Source organism: Streptomyces sp. AK010 (assembly GCF_014207295.1).
In the GTDB taxonomy this organism is placed as follows: Bacteria; Actinomycetota; Actinomycetes; order Streptomycetales; family Streptomycetaceae; genus Streptomyces; species Streptomyces massasporeus.
Map to the genome: position 1 here is coordinate 176,408 of NZ_JACHCX010000013.1, position 16,263 is coordinate 192,670.

Below are 16,263 nucleotides of genomic sequence, written 5' to 3' on the forward strand. Positions count from 1 at the left end.
GTTCTCCTAGTGTGTCCTTTCAGTGACTTCCTTCGACACCTCCCCGCAACTGAACGTCTGGCGCGCACTGCTCGCTCTGGCCGTGGTGTTCGTGATGCTGGCGACCACCGGCTGGACGGCCCTGCGCAACCAGCGGGGCGCCACGCCGCTCCAAGCCTCGCTCTCCGCCTGGGAGCACGGCCGGATCGGCGGGCACGAGCTGCCGGACCCGCAGTCCGGGCCGACGAAGCTCGCCCGCTTCTTCTCCTCGCTGTCCGAGCAGGACCTTTCGACCCTGATCCGTAAGTACTCGCTCGCGGTGGGCAACATGAACGGCGCGCCGGTCGAGGTGCGCTACCGCGCCAACCACCTCGCGCTCGCCAAGGCGCGCGAGGTCGAGCGGGAACGCATGCACGACGAGCGCCTCACCTCCGCCGGTCAGCATGAGGCGGGCCGCAGGATGCACCGCTTCGAGGACCTCATGGAGCCGGGCCGTCACATCCTGGCGTTCGACCCGGAGGGCTCGGGCCGGGTGGCGGAGGTGTTCGGCAACCTGCGCAGGGCCGAGCGCGTCTCGGTCGTCGTCCCCGGCGTCGACACCGACCTGCTCACCTTCCAGCGCACCGACCGCAAGTACTCCGCGCCCGTCGGCATGGCCAAGTCCCTGTACGCGGCCGAGCGGAAGGTGAGCCCCTCGACCCGTACGGCCGTGATCGCCTGGGCCGACTACACGGCGCCCAGCGGACTCGGCATCGACTCGGCCACGGCGATGCGCGCCGAGGACGGTGCCGTACGGCTGAACGCGCTCGTGCGGGCCCTGCCGGGCGACTCGTCCGTCTCGCTGTTCTGCCACAGCTACGGCTCCGTGGTGTGCGGGGTCGCCGCGCACTCACTTCCGGGCCGGGTGTCCGACATCGCGGTGGCGGGCAGCCCCGGCATGCGGGTCGAGAAGGCCGCCCAGCTGCACACCGGTGCCCGGGTGTGGGCGATGCGGGACTCCGACGACTGGATCCAGGACGTGCCCTACCTGGAGGTCGGCGGGCTGGGCCACGGCGCCGATCCGGTGTCCACCGGCTTCGGGGCGCGGGTGCTGTCGGCCGAGGGCGCGAAGGGCCACGCGGGCTACTTCGCGCCGGGCACGGCAAGTCTGTTCAATTTCGCAGAGATCGGCGTTGGCGCATACCGCTCGGTGCACTGCGCGCACGAAGACGGCGTCTGCCGTACCGGTTTGTCCGGCACGGCGGCGGCCTGACGCGCGTAGAGGCGAAGAAACTGCGGTCTGCTCGGAAGGGGGACGGAGGAGCTCGTGCCGCATACGATGAGCCGCATGGGTGACGTGCTGGCCGGAATTCATGCCGCCTGGGAGTTCGAGTCCGACTCCGTGTGCATCCGCTACGAACGGGGGATTCGAGCACCCAAGCTCTTCCAGGCCCTCGGGGAACGCCGTGTGCCCCTGGAGGCGATCGCCGGGGTGACGCTGACCCGCGGGAAACGCGGCAGGGTCGTCCTGCGCGTGGAACCGCGCCCCGGGGCGGACCCGTTGCTGGAGGCGGCCGCCGGTCAGTTGAAGGAGAACGTCGACCCTTACCGGCTGGTGCTGCCCGCCGACCGGGAGGTCCTCGCGGAGTACTACGCCGACGAACTGCGGGGTCTGCTGACGGAGTCCGGGCCCGCCGATCGCTTCCTCGTGAAGCCGCCCGAGGGGCCGCTGTCGTTCAAGGCGTACGACGGGAAGGCGACCTTCGACGGACGCACCGTGAACTTCCGGTGGTTCTGGACGGGGGCGTCGTCGGCGAAGTGGAAGGCCGGCGACCAGAGCTTCTCCGTCGGGGAACTGAACGGCGTGGAATGGCGGTCGCCGGAGGTCTTCGAGGGGCATTTGCGGCTTTTGCCCCGGGATGCGGGAGTGTCGGGGATCCAGGCCGATCAGGATCCCGCGGCGGTGGTGTTCGGGCTGGGGTACGGCCCCGTGCACGAGTCGCTGCCGTTCGCCGCCGCGGTGTTGGCGGCGGTGCGGACGTCGAGTCCGGTGGCCGCCGTGCCGGCACCGCGGCGCGATCCCGCGGACATCGCGGAGCGGATTCGTCACCTGGGTGAGCTGCATCAGGCCGGGCTGGTGACGGATGAGGAGTTTTCGGTCAAGAAGGCCGAGTTGTTGGCGCAGCTTTAGCGTCTGCCGGGATCTCGCCGTGGGCGGGCGCGGGTTCGTGCGTGGTTGATCGCGCCCAGGAGCCGCACATCGACACAGCCCCGCGCCCCTGAAACCCCTACTCCCGGCCCGCCGACGTGAAGGTCATGTCCGCGTAGCGGTTGCCCGCCACCTGGGCCGCTATGCCGTCCAGCAGGTCCAGTTGCTCGTCGGTCAGGACGATCCTGGTCGCCGCCGTGTTCTCCTCGACCCGGGAGGGCTTGCGGGTGCCCGGGATCGGAATGACCGGGAGGTCGTGGATCGTCGCCTGCTGCTGGGCCCAGGCCAGGGCCGTCTGGCCGAGGGTCGCGTCATGGGCCTTGGCCACCGAGCGGATCAGCTCCAGCAGGGTCGCGTTCGCCGTGGCGTTGTCGCCGGTGAAGCGGGGCTGCTGGCGGCGGAAGTCACCGTCGCTCAGGTCCTGGTCGGCGTTGGTGAAGGAGCCGGTGAGGAACCCGCGGCCGAGGGGTGAGTACGCGACGAGGGCCACGCCCAGCTCGCGGGCCGCGGGGACGACGTGCGTCTCGATGTCACGGCTGAACAGCGACCACTCCGACTGCACGGCGGCGATGGGGTGGACGGCGTGGGCGGCGCGCAGTTCACCGGCCGTGACCTCGCTCAGGCCGAGGTGCTTGACCTTGCCCTCGCGGACCAGGTCGGCCATGGTGCCGACGCTCTCCTCGATCGGCACGTTCACATCGCGCCGGTGCATGTAGTAGAGGTCGATGGCGTCGACGTCCAGCCGCTTCAGGCTCGCCTCGACGGCCTGGCGGATGTAGGGCGGGTCGTTGCGGATGACACGGCGCGTCGGGTCGTCCGGGGGTATAGACAGGGCGAACTTGGTCGCGATGACGACCTCGTCGCGGTGGGCCTTGAAGAAGGGCGCCAGGAACCGCTCGTTCTCGCCGGCGCCGTACGCGTCGGCCGTGTCGTAGAAGGTGACGCCCAGTTCGAGCGCCCGCTCCAGCGTGGCCCGGGACGTGTCCGCGTCCGAGAGGCCGTAGCCGAAGCTCATGCCCATGCAGCCCAGGCCCTGGACGCTCACCTCAAGGCCGTGGTCGCCGAGCTTCGCCGCCGTGATCCTGCCGTCCGTCATCGGGACCTCTCCGACGCCAGGGCACGCCCGGCGTCCGCGTAGAAGCTGATCTTCCGGTCGAGCACGGCGAGCGTGCCCCGGAGTTCGTCGATCCTGGCCAGGACGTCCTCGCGGGTCGTCTGGAGCAGCTCGAAGCGCTCGCCGTAGGTGTGGTCGCCCTCGCGCACCAGTTCCGCGTACCGGACCATGTCCGCGACCGGCATGCCCGTCAGGCGGAGCTTGCCGACGAGGTCGAGCCAGTCGAGGTCGCGGTTGGTGTAGCGGCGCTGGCCGGTGTGGGACCGGTCGATGTGCGGCATCAGGCCGATGCGCTCGTACCAGCGCAGGGTGTGTGCCGTCAGGCCGGTGAAGGCGACGACCTCGCTGATCGTGTAGTGGTCGTCGCCGTCCGGGCGCCGGTTCTGCTGCTGCGTCGGGCCGGCGCAGGTGTCGGTCCTGGTCCCCGTGGTCTCCATCACCGTCATGGCCCCAACGCTAGAACCCTGGAGTGCACTCCAAGCAAGCGCGGACGGTAAGAAATCGGCAGGACGTTTCCTGATCCGGCTGGTTAGCGTACGGACTCATGAGTGCTGTTCGTCGCGCCCTGCCCGGGGACGCGGAAGAAGTCCTGCGACTGCGCCAGGTCATGATCGACTCGATGTTCGCCGCCGACCCCTCCATCGCCTGGCACGGGGAGTCCCTGCCCACCCTGCGGGCCAAACTGGGCGACCCGGACGGGGACTTCACGGCGTTCGTCGTGGACCACCCGGAGCGGCCCGGGGCGCTGGCCTGCCTGGTGGCCGGGACGATCGACTACCGCATCGGCAAGGCCGGCGACCCGCAGGGCATGGTGGGTTTCGTGTTCAGCGTCGCCACCGACCCGGACGCCAGGCGCCGCGGGTATGCGCGGGCCTGCATGACCACGCTGCTGGAGTGGTTCCGCGAGCGCGGTGCGCGGCGCGTGCAGCTCACCGCGTCACCGGAGGCGGAGCCGCTGTACGTCTCCCTCGGGTTCCGCCCCAAGCCCGACCCTTTGCTGGAGCTCGCGCTCTGAGCGCATAGGCTCGAACGCATGTCGCTGAAGAGCCTCGCGTTGATCGATAACTGGCCGGTTCCCACCGCTGCGGCGGGTGTCGTACGGGCGGACGGCACCGTCCTCGGCACCCACGGGCCGGCCGCACAGCGGTTCCGGCTCGCGTCGGTGACCAAGCCGCTGGCCGCCTACGCGGTGCTCGTGGCGTACGAGGAGGGGGCCGTCGAGCTCGACGAGCCGGCGGGTCCCACCGGGTCGACGGTCCGGCACCTGCTCGCCCACACCTCGGGCCTGGCCTTCGACGAGCACAAGGTCACGGCCCCGCCCGGGGAGCGGCGGCTGTACTCCAACGCCGGGTTCGAGCAGCTGGGCGACCATGTGGCGAAGGCCACCGACATCCCGTTCGGGGAGTACCTGCGGCAGGGCGTGCTGGAGCCGCTGGGCATGACCTCGACGGTCCTGGAGGGCTCCCCGGCCAAGGACGGGGTGTCGACGGTGGAGGACCTGCTGCGGTTCGCGGCCGAGGTGCAGGCGCCGCGGCTGCTGGACCCCCGCACGGTCGCCTCGGCGATGACCGTGCACTACCCGGGCACCAAGGGCGTCCTGCCGGGGTACGGCCACCAGAACCCCAACGACTGGGGGCTCGGCTTCGAGATCCGCGACTCCAAGTCGCCGCACTGGACGGGCTCCTCGTCCTCACCGCGCACGTTCGGGCATTTCGGGCAGTCCGGTACGTTTCTGTGGATCGACCCGGACGCGGGCGCGGCCTGCGTGGCCCTGGCGGACCGGGCGTTCGGGCCCTGGGCGACCGAGGCGTGGCCGGCGTTCACGGACGCGGTGCTCGCGGAGCTGTAGACGGGGCTCCGGCTGCTAGTGCCGCGGCAGGCAACGTTCGCCCCGTCGCGACGCCCGGCACGCACTCTCGCCGCACCGGGCACAAACCCAAGTACATCCAGTACGAGGGCATGCACCCGGCACGCCGAGAGCACGCACCGGACGCCGCTCCTTGACGGGCAAACGTTGCCTGCCGCGGCACTAGGTCATCTCCCAGACCAGCAGCTCCGCCTCCGTCACGCCCTCGGCCTGAAGGCCCTTGGCGTCCGTGATCCGGGCGGCGTCACCGGCGCCCAGTTCCTCGCCGTCGAGACGGATGTCACCGCGTACGACGTGCACGTACGCGTACGGCCCGTCCGGCACCGCCGTCCGCTCCCCCGCCCCCAGGCGCCGCACATGCAGCATCGCGCCGGCCTCCGGGACGGCGTACGGCGTGGAGTCGGCGATGCCGTGGACGACCTCGTAGAACGGGTCGCCGCCCGGCCGGAGGGGGGCCAGCCACATCTGGATGAAGGTCAGGGGCTCCGGGCCGTCGTTGCGCTCCACGTGCCGCACCCCGCCCGCCGAGCTGAGCCGCTGCACGTCCCCGTGGCGTACCACCGACTCGTGCCCGGTGGAGTCCCGGTGGGTCAGCTCGCCCTCCACCACCCACGTCACGATCTCGGTGTGGCTGTGCGGGTGTTCGTCGAATCCGGCCCCGGGCGCCAGCCGCTCCTCGTTGCACGCGAGCACCGCGCCGAACCGGAGGTTGTCCGGGTCGTAGTGGGACCCGAAGGAGAAAGCGTGCCACGACTCGATCCCTGCGGCCGGATCCCCTCCTGGGTAGCGCCCGTCCGCGCGCCTGACGTCCATCACGCGGTCCACCGTAGACCCGGCGGCCCACCCTCCCGTCCGGATAAGGCAGTCTTGTCCCCGTGCCCGAACCCGAAACCAGCAAGAACGAAGCCGCAGCCCACGACGTCCATGCCCATGCCGCGACGCTGAAGCGACTGGAGAAGTCGTCCGGATCGCTCGCCGCGCAGGCCATCGCGCGGATGGACGAGACGCTGCCCTGGTACCGGGCCATGCCCCCGGAGAACCGTTCCTGGATCGGTCTGGTCGCGCAGGCGGGCATCGCCGCGTTCACCGAGTGGTTCCGGCATCCGGACGCCCCGCAGGCCATCTCCACCGACGTGTTCGGCACCGCGCCGCGCGAGCTGACCCGGGCGATCACCCTGCGCCAGACCGTGGAGATGGTGCGCACCACCATCGAGGTCATGGAGAGCGCGATCGACGAGGTCGCGGCCCCGGGCGACGAGCGGGTGCTGCGCGAGGCGCTGCTCGTCTACGCCCGGGAGATCGCCTTCGCCACGGCCCAGGTGTACGCGCAGGCCGCCGAGGCACGCGGCGCCTGGGACGCCCGGCTGGAGTCCCTGGTGGTGAACGCCGTGCTCAGCGGCGAGGCCGACGAGGGGGCCGTGTCCCGGGCCGCCGCCCTGGGCTGGAACTCGCCCGAGCACGTGTGCGTGGTGCTCGGCACGGCGCCCGACGGCGACTCCGAACTGACCGTTGAGGCGATCCGGCGGGCCGCCCGGCACGCCAAGCTCCAGGTGCTCACCGGAGTGCTCGGCGACCGGCTGGTCGTCATCGCCGGTGGCAGCGACAACCCCCTGGCGGTCGCCAAGTCGCTCATCGGCCCGTTCGCGGCCGGGCCGGTCGTGGCGGGCCCGGTGGTGCCGGACCTGCTGGCCGCGACGCGGTCCGCGCAGGCCGCCGCGGCGGGGCTGAAGGCGTGTTCCGCCTGGCAGGACGCCCCGCGCCCGGTCCTGGCGGACGATCTGCTCCCGGAGCGTGCGATGGCCGGAGACCCCTCTGCCCGTGAGCAGCTGGTGGAGGAGATCTACAGACCGCTGGAGGAGGCCGGGGCCGCACTCCTGGAGACCCTCAGCGTCTATCTCGAACAGGCGAGCAGTCTCGAGGGCGCCGCACGGATGTTGTTCGTCCATCCCAACACCGTCCGCTACCGGCTTCGACGTGTGACTGACGTCACCGGTTGGTCACCCTCCGATGTACGCTCTGCGTTCACACTGCGGATCGCGCTGATCCTGGGGCGTCTGGTCGATGGAGATCTCCAGCCCTAAGGTTTTGTCGGGGCCCGACAAAACCCCTCCGTGTTCTTCGTCCCTGTCCCCACGGGCGGCCGTGCCCGTACCCAAGAGAGAGTGTGAGAGTGCTCGTACTCGTCGCTCCCGGCCAGGGCGCTCAGACGCCCGGCTTCCTGACCGAATGGCTCGACTTCCCCGGTGTTCGCGGTGCCCTCGAGGCCTGGTCCGACGCCGCGGGACTCGACCTGATCCGTTACGGCACCGAGGCCGACGCGGAGGAGATCCGCGACACCGCGGTGGCGCAGCCGCTGCTGGTCGCGGCCGGACTGGCGTCCGCCGCTCTGCTGTTCGACGACCCGGCCGAGCTGCCGCAGAAGGTCGGCGCGATCGCCGGGCACAGCGTCGGTGAGTTCACCGCCGCCTCGCTCGCCGGAGTGCTCCCTCACGAGGAGGCGCTCCGCCTGGTCCGCACCCGCGGACTCGGCATGGCCGAGGCCGCGGCCGTCACCGAGACGGGCATGGCCGCGCTGCTGGGCGGCGACCCGGCGGTGACGGTTGCGCACCTGGAGAAGCTCGGTCTGACCCCGGCGAACATCAACGGCGCGGGCCAGATCGTCGCGGCCGGCACGAAGGAGCAGCTCGCCGCGCTGGAGGCGGACAAGCCCGAGGGCGTGCGCAAGGTCGTCGCGCTGAAGGTCGCCGGCGCGTTCCACACGCACCACATGGCACCGGCGGTCGACACGCTGGCCAAGGCCGCCGAGGCCCTGGCGCCCGGCGACCCGAAGGTCCGTTGCGTCTCGAACAAGGACGGCCGGACCGTCGACGGCGGCGCCGAGGTGCTGGAGCGTCTGGTCGGCCAGGTCGCCAACCCGGTCCGCTGGGACCTGTGCATGGAGACCTTCAAGGAGCTCGGCGTCACGGCCCTGATCGAGGTGTGCCCCGGCGGCACCCTCACCGGCCTCGCCAAGCGGGCCCTGCCCGGCGTGAAGACGCTGGCCCTGAAGTCCCCCGCCGACCTCGACGCGGCTCGCGAGCTCATCGCCGAGCACGCCTGACCGCCGCCCCCAAGGAGCCGTCCGCATGGCGAAGATCAAGCCCAGCAAGGGCGCCCCGTACGCGCGCATCCTCGGCGTCGGCGGCTACCGCCCGACCCGGGTCGTGCCGAACGAGGTGATCCTCGAGACGATCGACTCGTCCGACGAGTGGATCCGCTCGCGCTCCGGCATCCAGACGCGGCACTGGGCGAACGACGAGGAGACCGTCGCCGCGATGTCGATCGAGGCGTCCGGCAAGGCGATCGCCGACGCGGGCATCTCCGCCGAGCAGATCGGCGGCGTGATCGTCTCGACCGTCTCGCACTTCAAGCAGACCCCAGCCGTCGCCACCGAGATCGCCGACAAGCTCGGCACGAACAAGGCCGCCGCCTTCGACATCTCGGCGGGCTGCGCGGGCTTCGGCTACGGCCTCACGCTCGCCAAGGGCATGATCGTCGAGGGCTCGGCGGAGTACGTCCTGGTGATCGGTGTCGAGCGGCTGAGCGACCTGACCGACCTGGAGGACCGCGCGACGGCCTTCCTGTTCGGTGACGGTGCCGGCGCGGTCGTGGTCGGCCCGGCCCAGGAGCCCGCGATCGGCCCCACCGTGTGGGGCTCCGAGGGCGACAAGTCCGAGACCATCAAGCAGACCGTGCCGTGGACGGACTACCGTTCCGGCGAGGTCGCGAAGTTCCCGGCCATCACGCAGGAGGGCCAGGCGGTGTTCCGCTGGGCCGTCTTCGAGATGGCGAAGGTCGCCAAGGAGGCGCTGGACGCCGCCGGCATCACCGCTGACGACCTGGACGTCTTCATTCCGCACCAGGCCAACGAGCGGATCATCGACTCGATGGTGAAGACACTCAAGCTGCCGGAGTCCGTCACGGTCGCCCGTGACGTACGCACCACCGGCAACACCTCGGCCGCCTCGATCCCGCTCGCGATGGAGCGGCTCCTGGCGACCGGCGAGGCGAAGAGCGGCGACACCGCGCTCGTCATCGGCTTCGGGGCGGGTCTCGTCTACGCCGCGACTGTCGTTACCCTCCCCTAGGCACTCCGTGCCGGATCATGCGATCCGGCACGCGAGGAAACACCTGCCACACCCTCTGGATATCTACGAAGGAGCGCCAACATGGCCGCCACTCAGGAAGAGATCGTCGCCGGTCTCGCCGAGATCGTGAACGAGATCGCCGGCATCCCGGTTGAGGACGTCCAGCTGGACAAGTCCTTCACCGACGACCTGGACGTCGACTCGCTGTCCATGGTCGAGGTCGTCGTCGCCGCCGAAGAGCGCTTCGACGTCAAGATCCCCGACGAGGACGTCAAGAACCTCAAGACCGTCGGCGACGCGACCGACTACATCCTCAAGCACCAGGGCTGATCAGCCGATCCGGCCTTTGGGCTGACTGCCCCGCCACCCGGCGGTGGCGCCGCTTAATCCTCGTAACCGTTGGAGAGAGAATTCCCGTGAGCCCGACCAATCGCACCGTGGTCGTCACCGGTATCGGCGCAACCACACCGCTGGGTGGCGACGCAGCCTCTACCTGGGAGGGCCTGATCGCCGGCAAGTCCGGCGTCAAGCCCTTGGAGCAGGACTGGGCGGCCGACCAGGCCGTCAAGATCGCGGCCCCGGTCGCCGTGGAGCCGACCGAGGTCATCCCGCGGCCGCAGGCCCGCCGACTGGACCGCTCGGCGCAGTTCGCGCTGGTCGCGGCCAAGGAGGCCTGGGCCGACGCCGGTTTCGAAGCGAAGGCCGGCGAGGACCCGGACATCGACCCCGACCGGCTCGGCGCGGTCATCGCCTCCGGTATCGGCGGCGTGACGACGCTGCTCGACCAGTACGACGTGCTGAAGGAGAAGGGCGTCCGCCGCGTCTCCCCGCACACCGTGCCCATGCTGATGCCCAACAGCCCCTCGGCCAACGTGGGCCTGGCCGTGGGCGCCCGTGCGGGCGTGCACACGCCGGTCTCCGCCTGCGCCTCGGGCGCCGAGGCCATCGGCTACGCCATCGAGATGATCCGCACCGGCCGCGCCGACGTCGTCGTCGCGGGTGGCACGGAGGCGGCGATCCACCCGCTGCCCATCGCCGCGTTCGGCAACATGATGGCGATGTCCAAGAACAACGACGACCCGCAGGGCGCGTCGCGTCCCTACGACACCGCCCGCGACGGCTTCGTCCTCGGTGAGGGCGCCGGTGTCGTGGTCCTGGAGTCCGCCGAGCACGCCGCGAAGCGCGGTGCCCGGGTGTACGCGGAGGCGGTCGGGCAGGGCATCTCCGCCGACGCGCACGACATCGTGCAGCCGGAGCCGGAGGGGCGGGGCATCTCGCACGCTCTGCAGAACCTGCTGGACCGCAACGACCTGGACCCGGCGGAGATCGTGCACGTCAACGCGCACGCCACGTCCACGCCGGCGGGTGACATCGCCGAGCTGAAGGCGCTGCGGAAGGTGTTCGGCGACGACGCCGACCACTTCGCGGTGTCCGCGACGAAGTCGATGACCGGGCATCTGCTCGGTGGTGCGGGTGGTGTCGAGACGGTGGCGACGGTGCTGGCGCTGTACCACCGGGTGGCTCCGCCGACGATCAACGTGGAGAACCTCGACCCCGAGGCCGAGGCGAACGCCGATGTCGTCCGGGGTGAGGCTCGGAAGCTGCCCGTCGAAGGCCGCATCGCCGCGCTGAACGACTCGTTCGGGTTCGGTGGGCACAACGTGGTGCTGGCGTTCCGGACGGTTTGATCGCTGAGCGCTGAATGGCCCGAACTCCCTGGTGGGGGTTCGGGCCATTCGCCGTTTCGGTGAGGTCGTGTACCGAGTGCGGGTCGGTGGGGGCTTGTCGCGCAGTTCCCCGCGCCCCTGTGGGGCGCGCCCCTCACGTGCGTTCACACCACCTGGTGCAACCAGCGGACGGGGGCGCCTTCGCCGGCGTAGCGGAAGGGTTCCAGTTCGTCGTCCCAGGGCTTGCCGAGCAGCTTGTTGAGTTCGGCCTCCAGGTCGGTCTCCCCCTGCCGGCTGCGCTGGAGGGCCGCTCTGAGCCGGTCCTCGGGGATGAGGATGTCGCCGTGGATGCCGGTGACGGCGTGGTAGATGCCCAGGTCGGGGGTGCAGCTGTAGCGCTCGCCCTCGGCGGTCGCGCAGGGTTCGGCGGTGACCTCGAAGCGGAGGAGGTGCCAGCCGCGGAGCGCGGAGGCGAGTTTGGACGCCGTGCCGACCTGGCCCTGCCAGGAGAACTCCGAGCGCCAGGTGCCCGGGGCGGCCGGCTGCCGGATCCAGTCCAGGCTGACGCGTGTGCCGAGCACCCCGGCGACGGCCCACTCGACGTGCGGGCACAGCGCGCGCGGCGCGGAGTGCACGTACAGAACTCCACGTGTCGTCACCGGAACCTCCGGGCTGAGCGGGACATGGTGCAAACGGGCGGAACGGCTGTGACCGGGCGGGTCACGTTGATGGCGAGGCTACCGTGCGGGGGCGCAAGGAGTGTGACGTACGGTCGGTCCAGGTGCCGGGAAACGCCTGCCATTCACCCAGGGGGACGCTTGTACGGGTGTGAGCCGTTGCACCTGATCGGTCGGGAACCCTCGTGCGTTGTTATTGGTTGGGAGGACAGGCACGGCGTGGCGAGGGGATGGACAGGGATGCGGAAGCGAGGCCGTCGTACACGGGGCGTTCTGGCCGTGGCCGCGGCGGCCGTGCTGGGTGTCGCGGGGTGTGATGCCGTGGGGGGTGATTCCGCGGCCCCGTCCGAGAAGGCGAAGCCGTCGCCGAAGCCCACGCCCCTGTGGGACCGCAGCCCGGATTCCGTCGCGGCCGTCGGGGACTCCATCACACGGGGGTTCGACGCCTGTGACGTGCTGTCGGACTGTCCGGAGGCGTCCTGGGCGACCGGTGCCAGCCCCGAGGTCGACTCGCTCGCGGTGCGGCTGCTGGGCAGGACGGGGGCCGCGCGGCGCAGCTGGAACTACGCGGTGACCGGGGCGCGGATGGCCGACCTGCCCGGGCAGATGGCGCAGGCGGTGCGGCGCAAGCCGCAGTTGGTGACGGTGATGGTGGGGGCGAACGACGCCTGCCGGCGGACGCCTTCGGCGATGACTCCGGTCTCCGCCTTCCGCGCCGACTTCGAGGATTCCCTGCGCTCCCTGCGCAAGGCCCTGCCCAAGGCGCAGGTGTTCGTGGCGAGCGTGCCCAATCTGAAGCGGCTGTGGTCGCAGGGCCGGAGCAGCCCGATGGGCAAACAGGTGTGGAAGCTGGGCATCTGCCCGTCGATGCTGGGCGACGCGGACGCCCTGGACTCGGCGGCGACCCTGCGGCGGGACACGGTGCAGAAGCGGGTCGAGGACTACAACAAGGTCCTGAAGGAGGTCTGCGCCGCGGACAAGCGGTGCCGCCACGACGGGGGCGCGGTGTACGACTACCGCTTCGGCACCACCCAGTTGAGCCGCTGGGACTACTTCCACCCCAGCGTGAACGGACAGGCCCGGTTGGCGGAGATCGCGTACCGCACCGTCACCGCGAAGAAGCCCCTGACTTAGAGTTCCGCACATGAACGAACTCTTCGGAACACTTTCCGACGGGACCCCGGTGCACCGCTGGACCCTGGAGCGGGCGGGAGTGCGGGTGCGGGTCCTGCCGTACGGCGGGATCGTGCAGTCCGTGGAGGTGCCGGACCGGGAGGGCCGGGCCGGGGACGTGGTGCTGGGGTTCCTGGATCTCGAGGGGTATCTCGCCCATCCGGAGCCGTACCTCGGTGCCCTGGTCGGGCGGTACGCCAACCGGATCGCCGGCGGCCGGTTCACCCTGGACGGCCGGACGTACGCACTGGAGCCGAACAACGGGCCGAACTCGCTGCACGGCGGGGAGCGCGGTTTCGACAAACGACTGTGGGACGCGGAGCCGGTCGGGCACGGGGTACGGCTGACGCGGATCAGTGCGCACGGCGAGGAGGGGTTCCCGGGCCGGCTCGAGGTGTCGGCGACGTACACGCTCGACGAGTCCGGCGCGCTGCGGATCGCCTACGAGGCGGTGACGGACGCGCCGACCGTGGTGAACCTGACGAACCACAGCTATTTCAACCTGGCCGGTTCCGGTGACGCCGGCGGTCATGAGCTGCGGCTGGCCGCCTCCCGGTACACGCCGGTCGACGCCGACCTGATCCCGGCCGGTTCCCCGCAGGACGTGACCGGCACGCGCTTCGACTTCCGGGAGGCCCGCAAGACCGGCTCCGGCTACGACCACAACTTCGTGCTCGACAAGGGTGTGACGGACACTCCGGTGGAGGTCGCCCAGCTGCACGATCCGGCGTCCGGGCGGCTGCTGACGGTGGCGACCACCGAGCCCGGCCTCCAGCTGTACACCGCCGACCACCTGTCCGGCCCCTTCGCGCCCGGCGACGGCATCGCGCTGGAGACCCAGCACTTCCCGGACTCGCCGAACCGTCCGGAGTTCCCGACGACCGTGTTGCGGCCGGGTGAGGTGTTCCGCTCGGAGACGGTGTACGGGTTCGGCGTCCGCTGAAGGGCGGCCTCCTGACGAACCACGAGCCCCGGTCCGGAGGTCAGGTCCCGGACCGGGGCTGCTTGGTGGGGAACTTGTCCCGGATCAGACGTTAATCGTCGCGGTGATCCTGCGGTCCGTGATCGAGCGTCCGACCTGGATCTCGTACGAACCCTTCACATCACGACATGGCGTCGGCGTTCCGGGACTTCCCGACGCTGCTGGGTGGGAGCACCGACTGGCGGGCCGGTCCCTGACCGCCGCGGCCTCGGCGTTGCTGGACGCGGTGCGGGAGGCGACGGCGAAGATCCCCACCTGAGCCCCGCCCATGGCGTGGACCACACCCGTCACGCGATACTTCGGCCGTCCGGCACCGACCCCCACCGCGACGGAAGGCCTGAACACCCTTGAACTCCATACGCGTTCGCCTCGGCGTCCTCGGCCTCGCCCTGCTGACCGGCTTCACCACCCCGACGGCGGCGAGCGCCGCCCAGGCGGCCCCCTCCCCCACCGTCGAGGAGCAGCGGCTCAGCAGAGCCGCCCCCCAGGAGATCCTGCGCCGCTCCGGATTCGACACCGCGGCCCCGCGGCTGGCCCGGGCGCTGGAGGGGGCCCGCTCCTACGGGGAGGCACGCCGGGCGGTCACGCGCGAGGGCGCGCGGTTGTGGCAGCGTGCGGTCGACCGGGCGCAGGGGCGCGGGCCGGCAGGCGGGGACTTGAGCCGGGACGACGACCGGCCGCTGTACTGGGCGCGGCTCGGCATGACGCGTGACGTGCGTATCTGGGAGCCGGAGTTCGGCCTGACGGACGGGCAGCGGGCCGCGCTGCTGGACGAGCTGGAGCGCACCTCACGCGGCCAGGACGCCATCAGCTATCCGCACGGCAAGGGCCTGAAGCGGATCCTGCTCACCGGCTTCGACCCGTTCACCCTGGACCGGGACATCCGCATCTCCAACCCGTCCGGCGCCACCGCGCTGGCCCTCGACGGCACGGTGATCGAGACGTCGGACGGCCCGGCCCGGGTCGAGACGGCCGTGTTCCCGGTGCGCTGGCGGGACTTCACTGGGGGCACCTCCCAGGCTTTCGGCACTGGGGGAGGCACGGTGGAGCGGACCTTGCGGCCGCACCTGCCGAAGGTCGACCTGTTCACGACGGTGAGCCAGGGCCGGGTCGGGCGGTTCGACATCGAGCGGACCAACGGGGCCTGGCGGGGCGGCTTCGGGGACAACGAGAACATCGGCCGCACCGAGACCGTGCCGGTGAGCGACCCGGCCTCGCAGCCGCAGTGGACGACGACCACGCTGCCGTACGCGGCGATCACCGCCGCGCAGACCGGCCGTTTCCCGGTGTACGACAACACGACCGTCACCGAGATCCCGGCCGGCGGCACCGAGTCCGTCGTGCGCCCGAACGGGCCGACGCCCGGTTCGACCGCCCGCGCGGGCGGGGGCGGGGACTACCTGTCCAACGAGATCGCCTACCGGGCGACGCTGCTGCGGGACCGGCTGGGGCTGCACGGCACGCTGCCGGGCGGGCATGTGCACACGCCCGTGCTGCAGTTCGCCCCCGGGAACACCACCGAGATCACCGACCCGGAGTTCGTGCGGAACCGGCTGGACATCATCGCCCAGGTGCGGGCGATCCTGAAGGTGGCTGCGGAAACGTCGTAGCGGCCTGGCCGCCCGTCTCGCCACCCTCGTCGATCTCCTCACCCAGCAGGTCACGCGCCATGAGGGTGGCGCCCGCGACCGCGCCCGGCATCAGGAACACCGCGACGAACGGCACCAGGAAGGCCACGGCGAGCGGTGTGCCGAAGCCCCAGACGAGGGTCCTGCGGGAGCGCAGCAGGGTGAGGCGGGTGCGCAGTTCGACGCTGCGGCGCTGGAGGGCGACGGCGGTCAGTTCCTCGGTGAGGAAGAACCCGGTGACGAAGAACCCGATCACCGGGACGACCGTCTGCCCGACCACCGGGATGAAGCCGCATCCGAACAGGAGCACACCCCACAGGGCGGCCCGCGCCACGATCCGCAGGCTGTCCCGGGCGGAGATCCACAGCTCGCGCCAGAGCGGCAGCCCCGACTCGGGGGCGTGCCCGCCCGGGGACACGTCCCGGTCGACCTTCTCGGAGAGGTTCTCGTAGAAGGGCTGGCCGATCAGCAGGGTCACGGCGGTGAAGGTCACGACGGACAGGAGCAGGCCGAGGGCGAACAGCACGGCGGTCAGAAAGCCGCGGAAGAGCCCGAGCCACGGGCTGGACCAGTCGTCCGCGAAGGGCGTCGCCCAGCCCACGAAGTCCTCGCCCCACAGCGCCAGCGCGACGAGCGCCGCCGCGTACAGGACCAGGGTGATCAGGCCCGGGAGCAGCCCGAAGCCGTACTGCCTGCCGTGCCGGGCCACCCATCGCTGGCCCTTCAGGAGGTACCGGAAACCCGCCCCTAGATCGCGCATGGGGAAACCCTATCCGGGCAGGCCCGGCCACTCCCTGTCAGGGCCGTTCGGGGCTCCGGTGACACCGAGGCGCTCTTGTTGCCGTTGAGTCGAAGCGGTAC

The 16,263-nt window shown here is 71.1% G+C and carries 18 protein-coding genes; 13 read left to right on the forward strand and 5 right to left on the reverse strand.

The window, feature by feature from the left end:
- Positions 1–22: 22 nt before the first annotated feature.
- The gene (locus HDC93_RS24530; protein ID WP_185012999.1) at positions 23–1,231 is read left to right on the forward strand and encodes an alpha/beta hydrolase; all 1,209 of its coding nucleotides are present in this window, start codon (positions 23–25) and stop codon (positions 1,229–1,231) included.
- A gap of 66 nt (positions 1,232–1,297) precedes the next feature.
- A complete protein-coding gene (locus HDC93_RS24535) occupies positions 1,298–2,149 on the forward strand; it encodes a DUF4429 domain-containing protein (RefSeq protein ID WP_185013058.1) in 852 nt (283 codons plus the stop codon).
- A 97-nt stretch (positions 2,150–2,246) separates the two neighbouring features.
- Here the strand turns inward: HDC93_RS24535 and HDC93_RS24540 are convergent, their stop codons facing one another.
- Both HDC93_RS24540 and HDC93_RS24545 read right to left on the reverse strand, forming a co-directional pair.
- The gene (locus tag HDC93_RS24540) at positions 2,247–3,263 is read right to left on the reverse strand and encodes an aldo/keto reductase (protein ID WP_185013000.1); all 1,017 of its coding nucleotides are present in this window, start codon (positions 3,261–3,263) and stop codon (positions 2,247–2,249) included.
- The gene (locus tag HDC93_RS24545; protein ID WP_031104091.1) at positions 3,260–3,727 is read right to left on the reverse strand and encodes a MerR family transcriptional regulator; all 468 of its coding nucleotides are present in this window, start codon (positions 3,725–3,727) and stop codon (positions 3,260–3,262) included. Before HDC93_RS24545 ends, HDC93_RS24540 begins: the two co-directional genes overlap by 4 nt.
- Before the next feature lie 98 nt (positions 3,728–3,825).
- Here HDC93_RS24545 and HDC93_RS24550 point away from each other — a divergent pair, with 98 nt between their 5' ends.
- The gene (locus HDC93_RS24550; RefSeq protein WP_185013001.1) at positions 3,826–4,296 is read left to right on the forward strand and encodes a GNAT family N-acetyltransferase; all 471 of its coding nucleotides are present in this window, start codon (positions 3,826–3,828) and stop codon (positions 4,294–4,296) included.
- A gap of 18 nt (positions 4,297–4,314) precedes the next feature.
- Positions 4,315–5,130, forward strand: coding sequence for a serine hydrolase (locus HDC93_RS24555; protein ID WP_185013002.1), 816 nt, complete (start codon positions 4,315–4,317; stop codon positions 5,128–5,130).
- Positions 5,131–5,310: 180 nt separating this feature from the next.
- On the opposite strand, the gene HDC93_RS24560 is transcribed toward HDC93_RS24555, so the two are convergent.
- A complete protein-coding gene (locus HDC93_RS24560; RefSeq protein ID WP_185013059.1) occupies positions 5,311–5,961 on the reverse strand; it encodes a pirin family protein in 651 nt (216 codons plus the stop codon).
- 62 nt (positions 5,962–6,023) lie between these two features.
- Here HDC93_RS24560 and fasR point away from each other — a divergent pair, with 62 nt between their 5' ends.
- From fasR to fabF, 5 genes are all read left to right on the forward strand, one after another.
- Positions 6,024–7,229 (forward strand): fatty acid biosynthesis transcriptional regulator FasR, encoded by a 1,206-nt coding sequence (gene fasR / locus HDC93_RS24565; RefSeq protein ID WP_185013003.1) that lies wholly within the window; start codon positions 6,024–6,026, stop codon positions 7,227–7,229.
- Between the two features lie 89 nt (positions 7,230–7,318).
- Positions 7,319–8,248, forward strand: coding sequence for an ACP S-malonyltransferase (locus HDC93_RS24570; RefSeq protein WP_185013004.1), 930 nt, complete (start codon positions 7,319–7,321; stop codon positions 8,246–8,248).
- 25 nt (positions 8,249–8,273) lie between these two features.
- Entirely contained in the window at positions 8,274–9,275 is a 1,002-nt protein-coding gene (locus HDC93_RS24575) for a ketoacyl-ACP synthase III (protein WP_184911774.1), read from the forward strand.
- Positions 9,276–9,356: 81 nt separating this feature from the next.
- Complete coding sequence (locus tag HDC93_RS24580; protein ID WP_003989952.1) at positions 9,357–9,605, forward strand: acyl carrier protein; 249 nt, start codon at positions 9,357–9,359, stop codon at positions 9,603–9,605.
- An 86-nt stretch (positions 9,606–9,691) separates the two neighbouring features.
- Positions 9,692–10,963: a beta-ketoacyl-ACP synthase II gene (gene fabF, locus HDC93_RS24585; RefSeq protein ID WP_185013005.1), complete on the forward strand. Its 1,272-nt coding sequence runs from the start codon at positions 9,692–9,694 to the stop codon at positions 10,961–10,963.
- A 143-nt stretch (positions 10,964–11,106) separates the two neighbouring features.
- On the opposite strand, the gene HDC93_RS24590 is transcribed toward fabF, so the two are convergent.
- Positions 11,107–11,601, reverse strand: a complete 495-nt coding sequence (locus tag HDC93_RS24590; protein ID WP_031104082.1) for a DUF3145 domain-containing protein — start codon at positions 11,599–11,601, stop codon at positions 11,107–11,109.
- A 258-nt stretch (positions 11,602–11,859) separates the two neighbouring features.
- Between HDC93_RS24590 and HDC93_RS24595 the strand changes: the two genes are divergently transcribed.
- The 4 genes from HDC93_RS24595 (at position 11,860) to HDC93_RS24610 (ending at position 15,384) form a co-directional block, all read left to right on the forward strand.
- Entirely contained in the window at positions 11,860–12,753 is an 894-nt protein-coding gene (locus HDC93_RS24595; RefSeq protein WP_185013006.1) for an SGNH/GDSL hydrolase family protein, read from the forward strand.
- Positions 12,754–12,763: 10 nt separating this feature from the next.
- Positions 12,764–13,735 (forward strand): aldose epimerase family protein, encoded by a 972-nt coding sequence (locus HDC93_RS24600; RefSeq protein ID WP_185013007.1) that lies wholly within the window; start codon positions 12,764–12,766, stop codon positions 13,733–13,735.
- A gap of 118 nt (positions 13,736–13,853) precedes the next feature.
- Complete coding sequence (locus tag HDC93_RS24605) at positions 13,854–14,033, forward strand: hypothetical protein (RefSeq protein ID WP_185013008.1); 180 nt, start codon at positions 13,854–13,856, stop codon at positions 14,031–14,033.
- 88 nt (positions 14,034–14,121) lie between these two features.
- Positions 14,122–15,384, forward strand: a complete 1,263-nt coding sequence (locus tag HDC93_RS24610; RefSeq protein ID WP_185013009.1) for a pyroglutamyl peptidase — start codon at positions 14,122–14,124, stop codon at positions 15,382–15,384.
- Here HDC93_RS24610 and HDC93_RS24615 read toward each other — a convergent pair.
- The gene (locus HDC93_RS24615; RefSeq protein WP_185013010.1) at positions 15,335–16,162 is read right to left on the reverse strand and encodes an EI24 domain-containing protein; all 828 of its coding nucleotides are present in this window, start codon (positions 16,160–16,162) and stop codon (positions 15,335–15,337) included. The two genes, HDC93_RS24610 and HDC93_RS24615, sit on opposite strands and share 50 nt — an antisense overlap.
- Between the last annotated feature and the right edge of the window lie 101 nt (positions 16,163–16,263).

What these genes read in the sequence shown, in the direction of transcription:
- HDC93_RS24535 (WP_185013058.1), top strand. Translation starts at nt 1,298, where the DNA reads ATGAGCCGCATGGGTGACGTGCTGGCCGGAATTCATGCCGCCTGGGAG.
- HDC93_RS24540 (WP_185013000.1), bottom strand. Translation starts at nt 3,263, where the DNA reads ATGACGGACGGCAGGATCACGGCGGCGAAGCTCGGCGACCACGGCCTT.
- HDC93_RS24545 (WP_031104091.1), bottom strand. Translation starts at nt 3,727, where the DNA reads ATGACGGTGATGGAGACCACGGGGACCAGGACCGACACCTGCGCCGGC.
- HDC93_RS24550 (WP_185013001.1), top strand. Translation starts at nt 3,826, where the DNA reads ATGAGTGCTGTTCGTCGCGCCCTGCCCGGGGACGCGGAAGAAGTCCTG.
- HDC93_RS24555 (WP_185013002.1), top strand. Translation starts at nt 4,315, where the DNA reads ATGTCGCTGAAGAGCCTCGCGTTGATCGATAACTGGCCGGTTCCCACC.
- HDC93_RS24560 (WP_185013059.1), bottom strand. Translation starts at nt 5,961, where the DNA reads ATGGACGTCAGGCGCGCGGACGGGCGCTACCCAGGAGGGGATCCGGCC.
- HDC93_RS24575 (WP_184911774.1), top strand. Translation starts at nt 8,274, where the DNA reads ATGGCGAAGATCAAGCCCAGCAAGGGCGCCCCGTACGCGCGCATCCTC.
- HDC93_RS24580 (WP_003989952.1), top strand. Translation starts at nt 9,357, where the DNA reads ATGGCCGCCACTCAGGAAGAGATCGTCGCCGGTCTCGCCGAGATCGTG.
- HDC93_RS24595 (WP_185013006.1), top strand. Translation starts at nt 11,860, where the DNA reads ATGCGGAAGCGAGGCCGTCGTACACGGGGCGTTCTGGCCGTGGCCGCG.
- HDC93_RS24600 (WP_185013007.1), top strand. Translation starts at nt 12,764, where the DNA reads ATGAACGAACTCTTCGGAACACTTTCCGACGGGACCCCGGTGCACCGC.
- HDC93_RS24615 (WP_185013010.1), bottom strand. Translation starts at nt 16,162, where the DNA reads ATGCGCGATCTAGGGGCGGGTTTCCGGTACCTCCTGAAGGGCCAGCGA.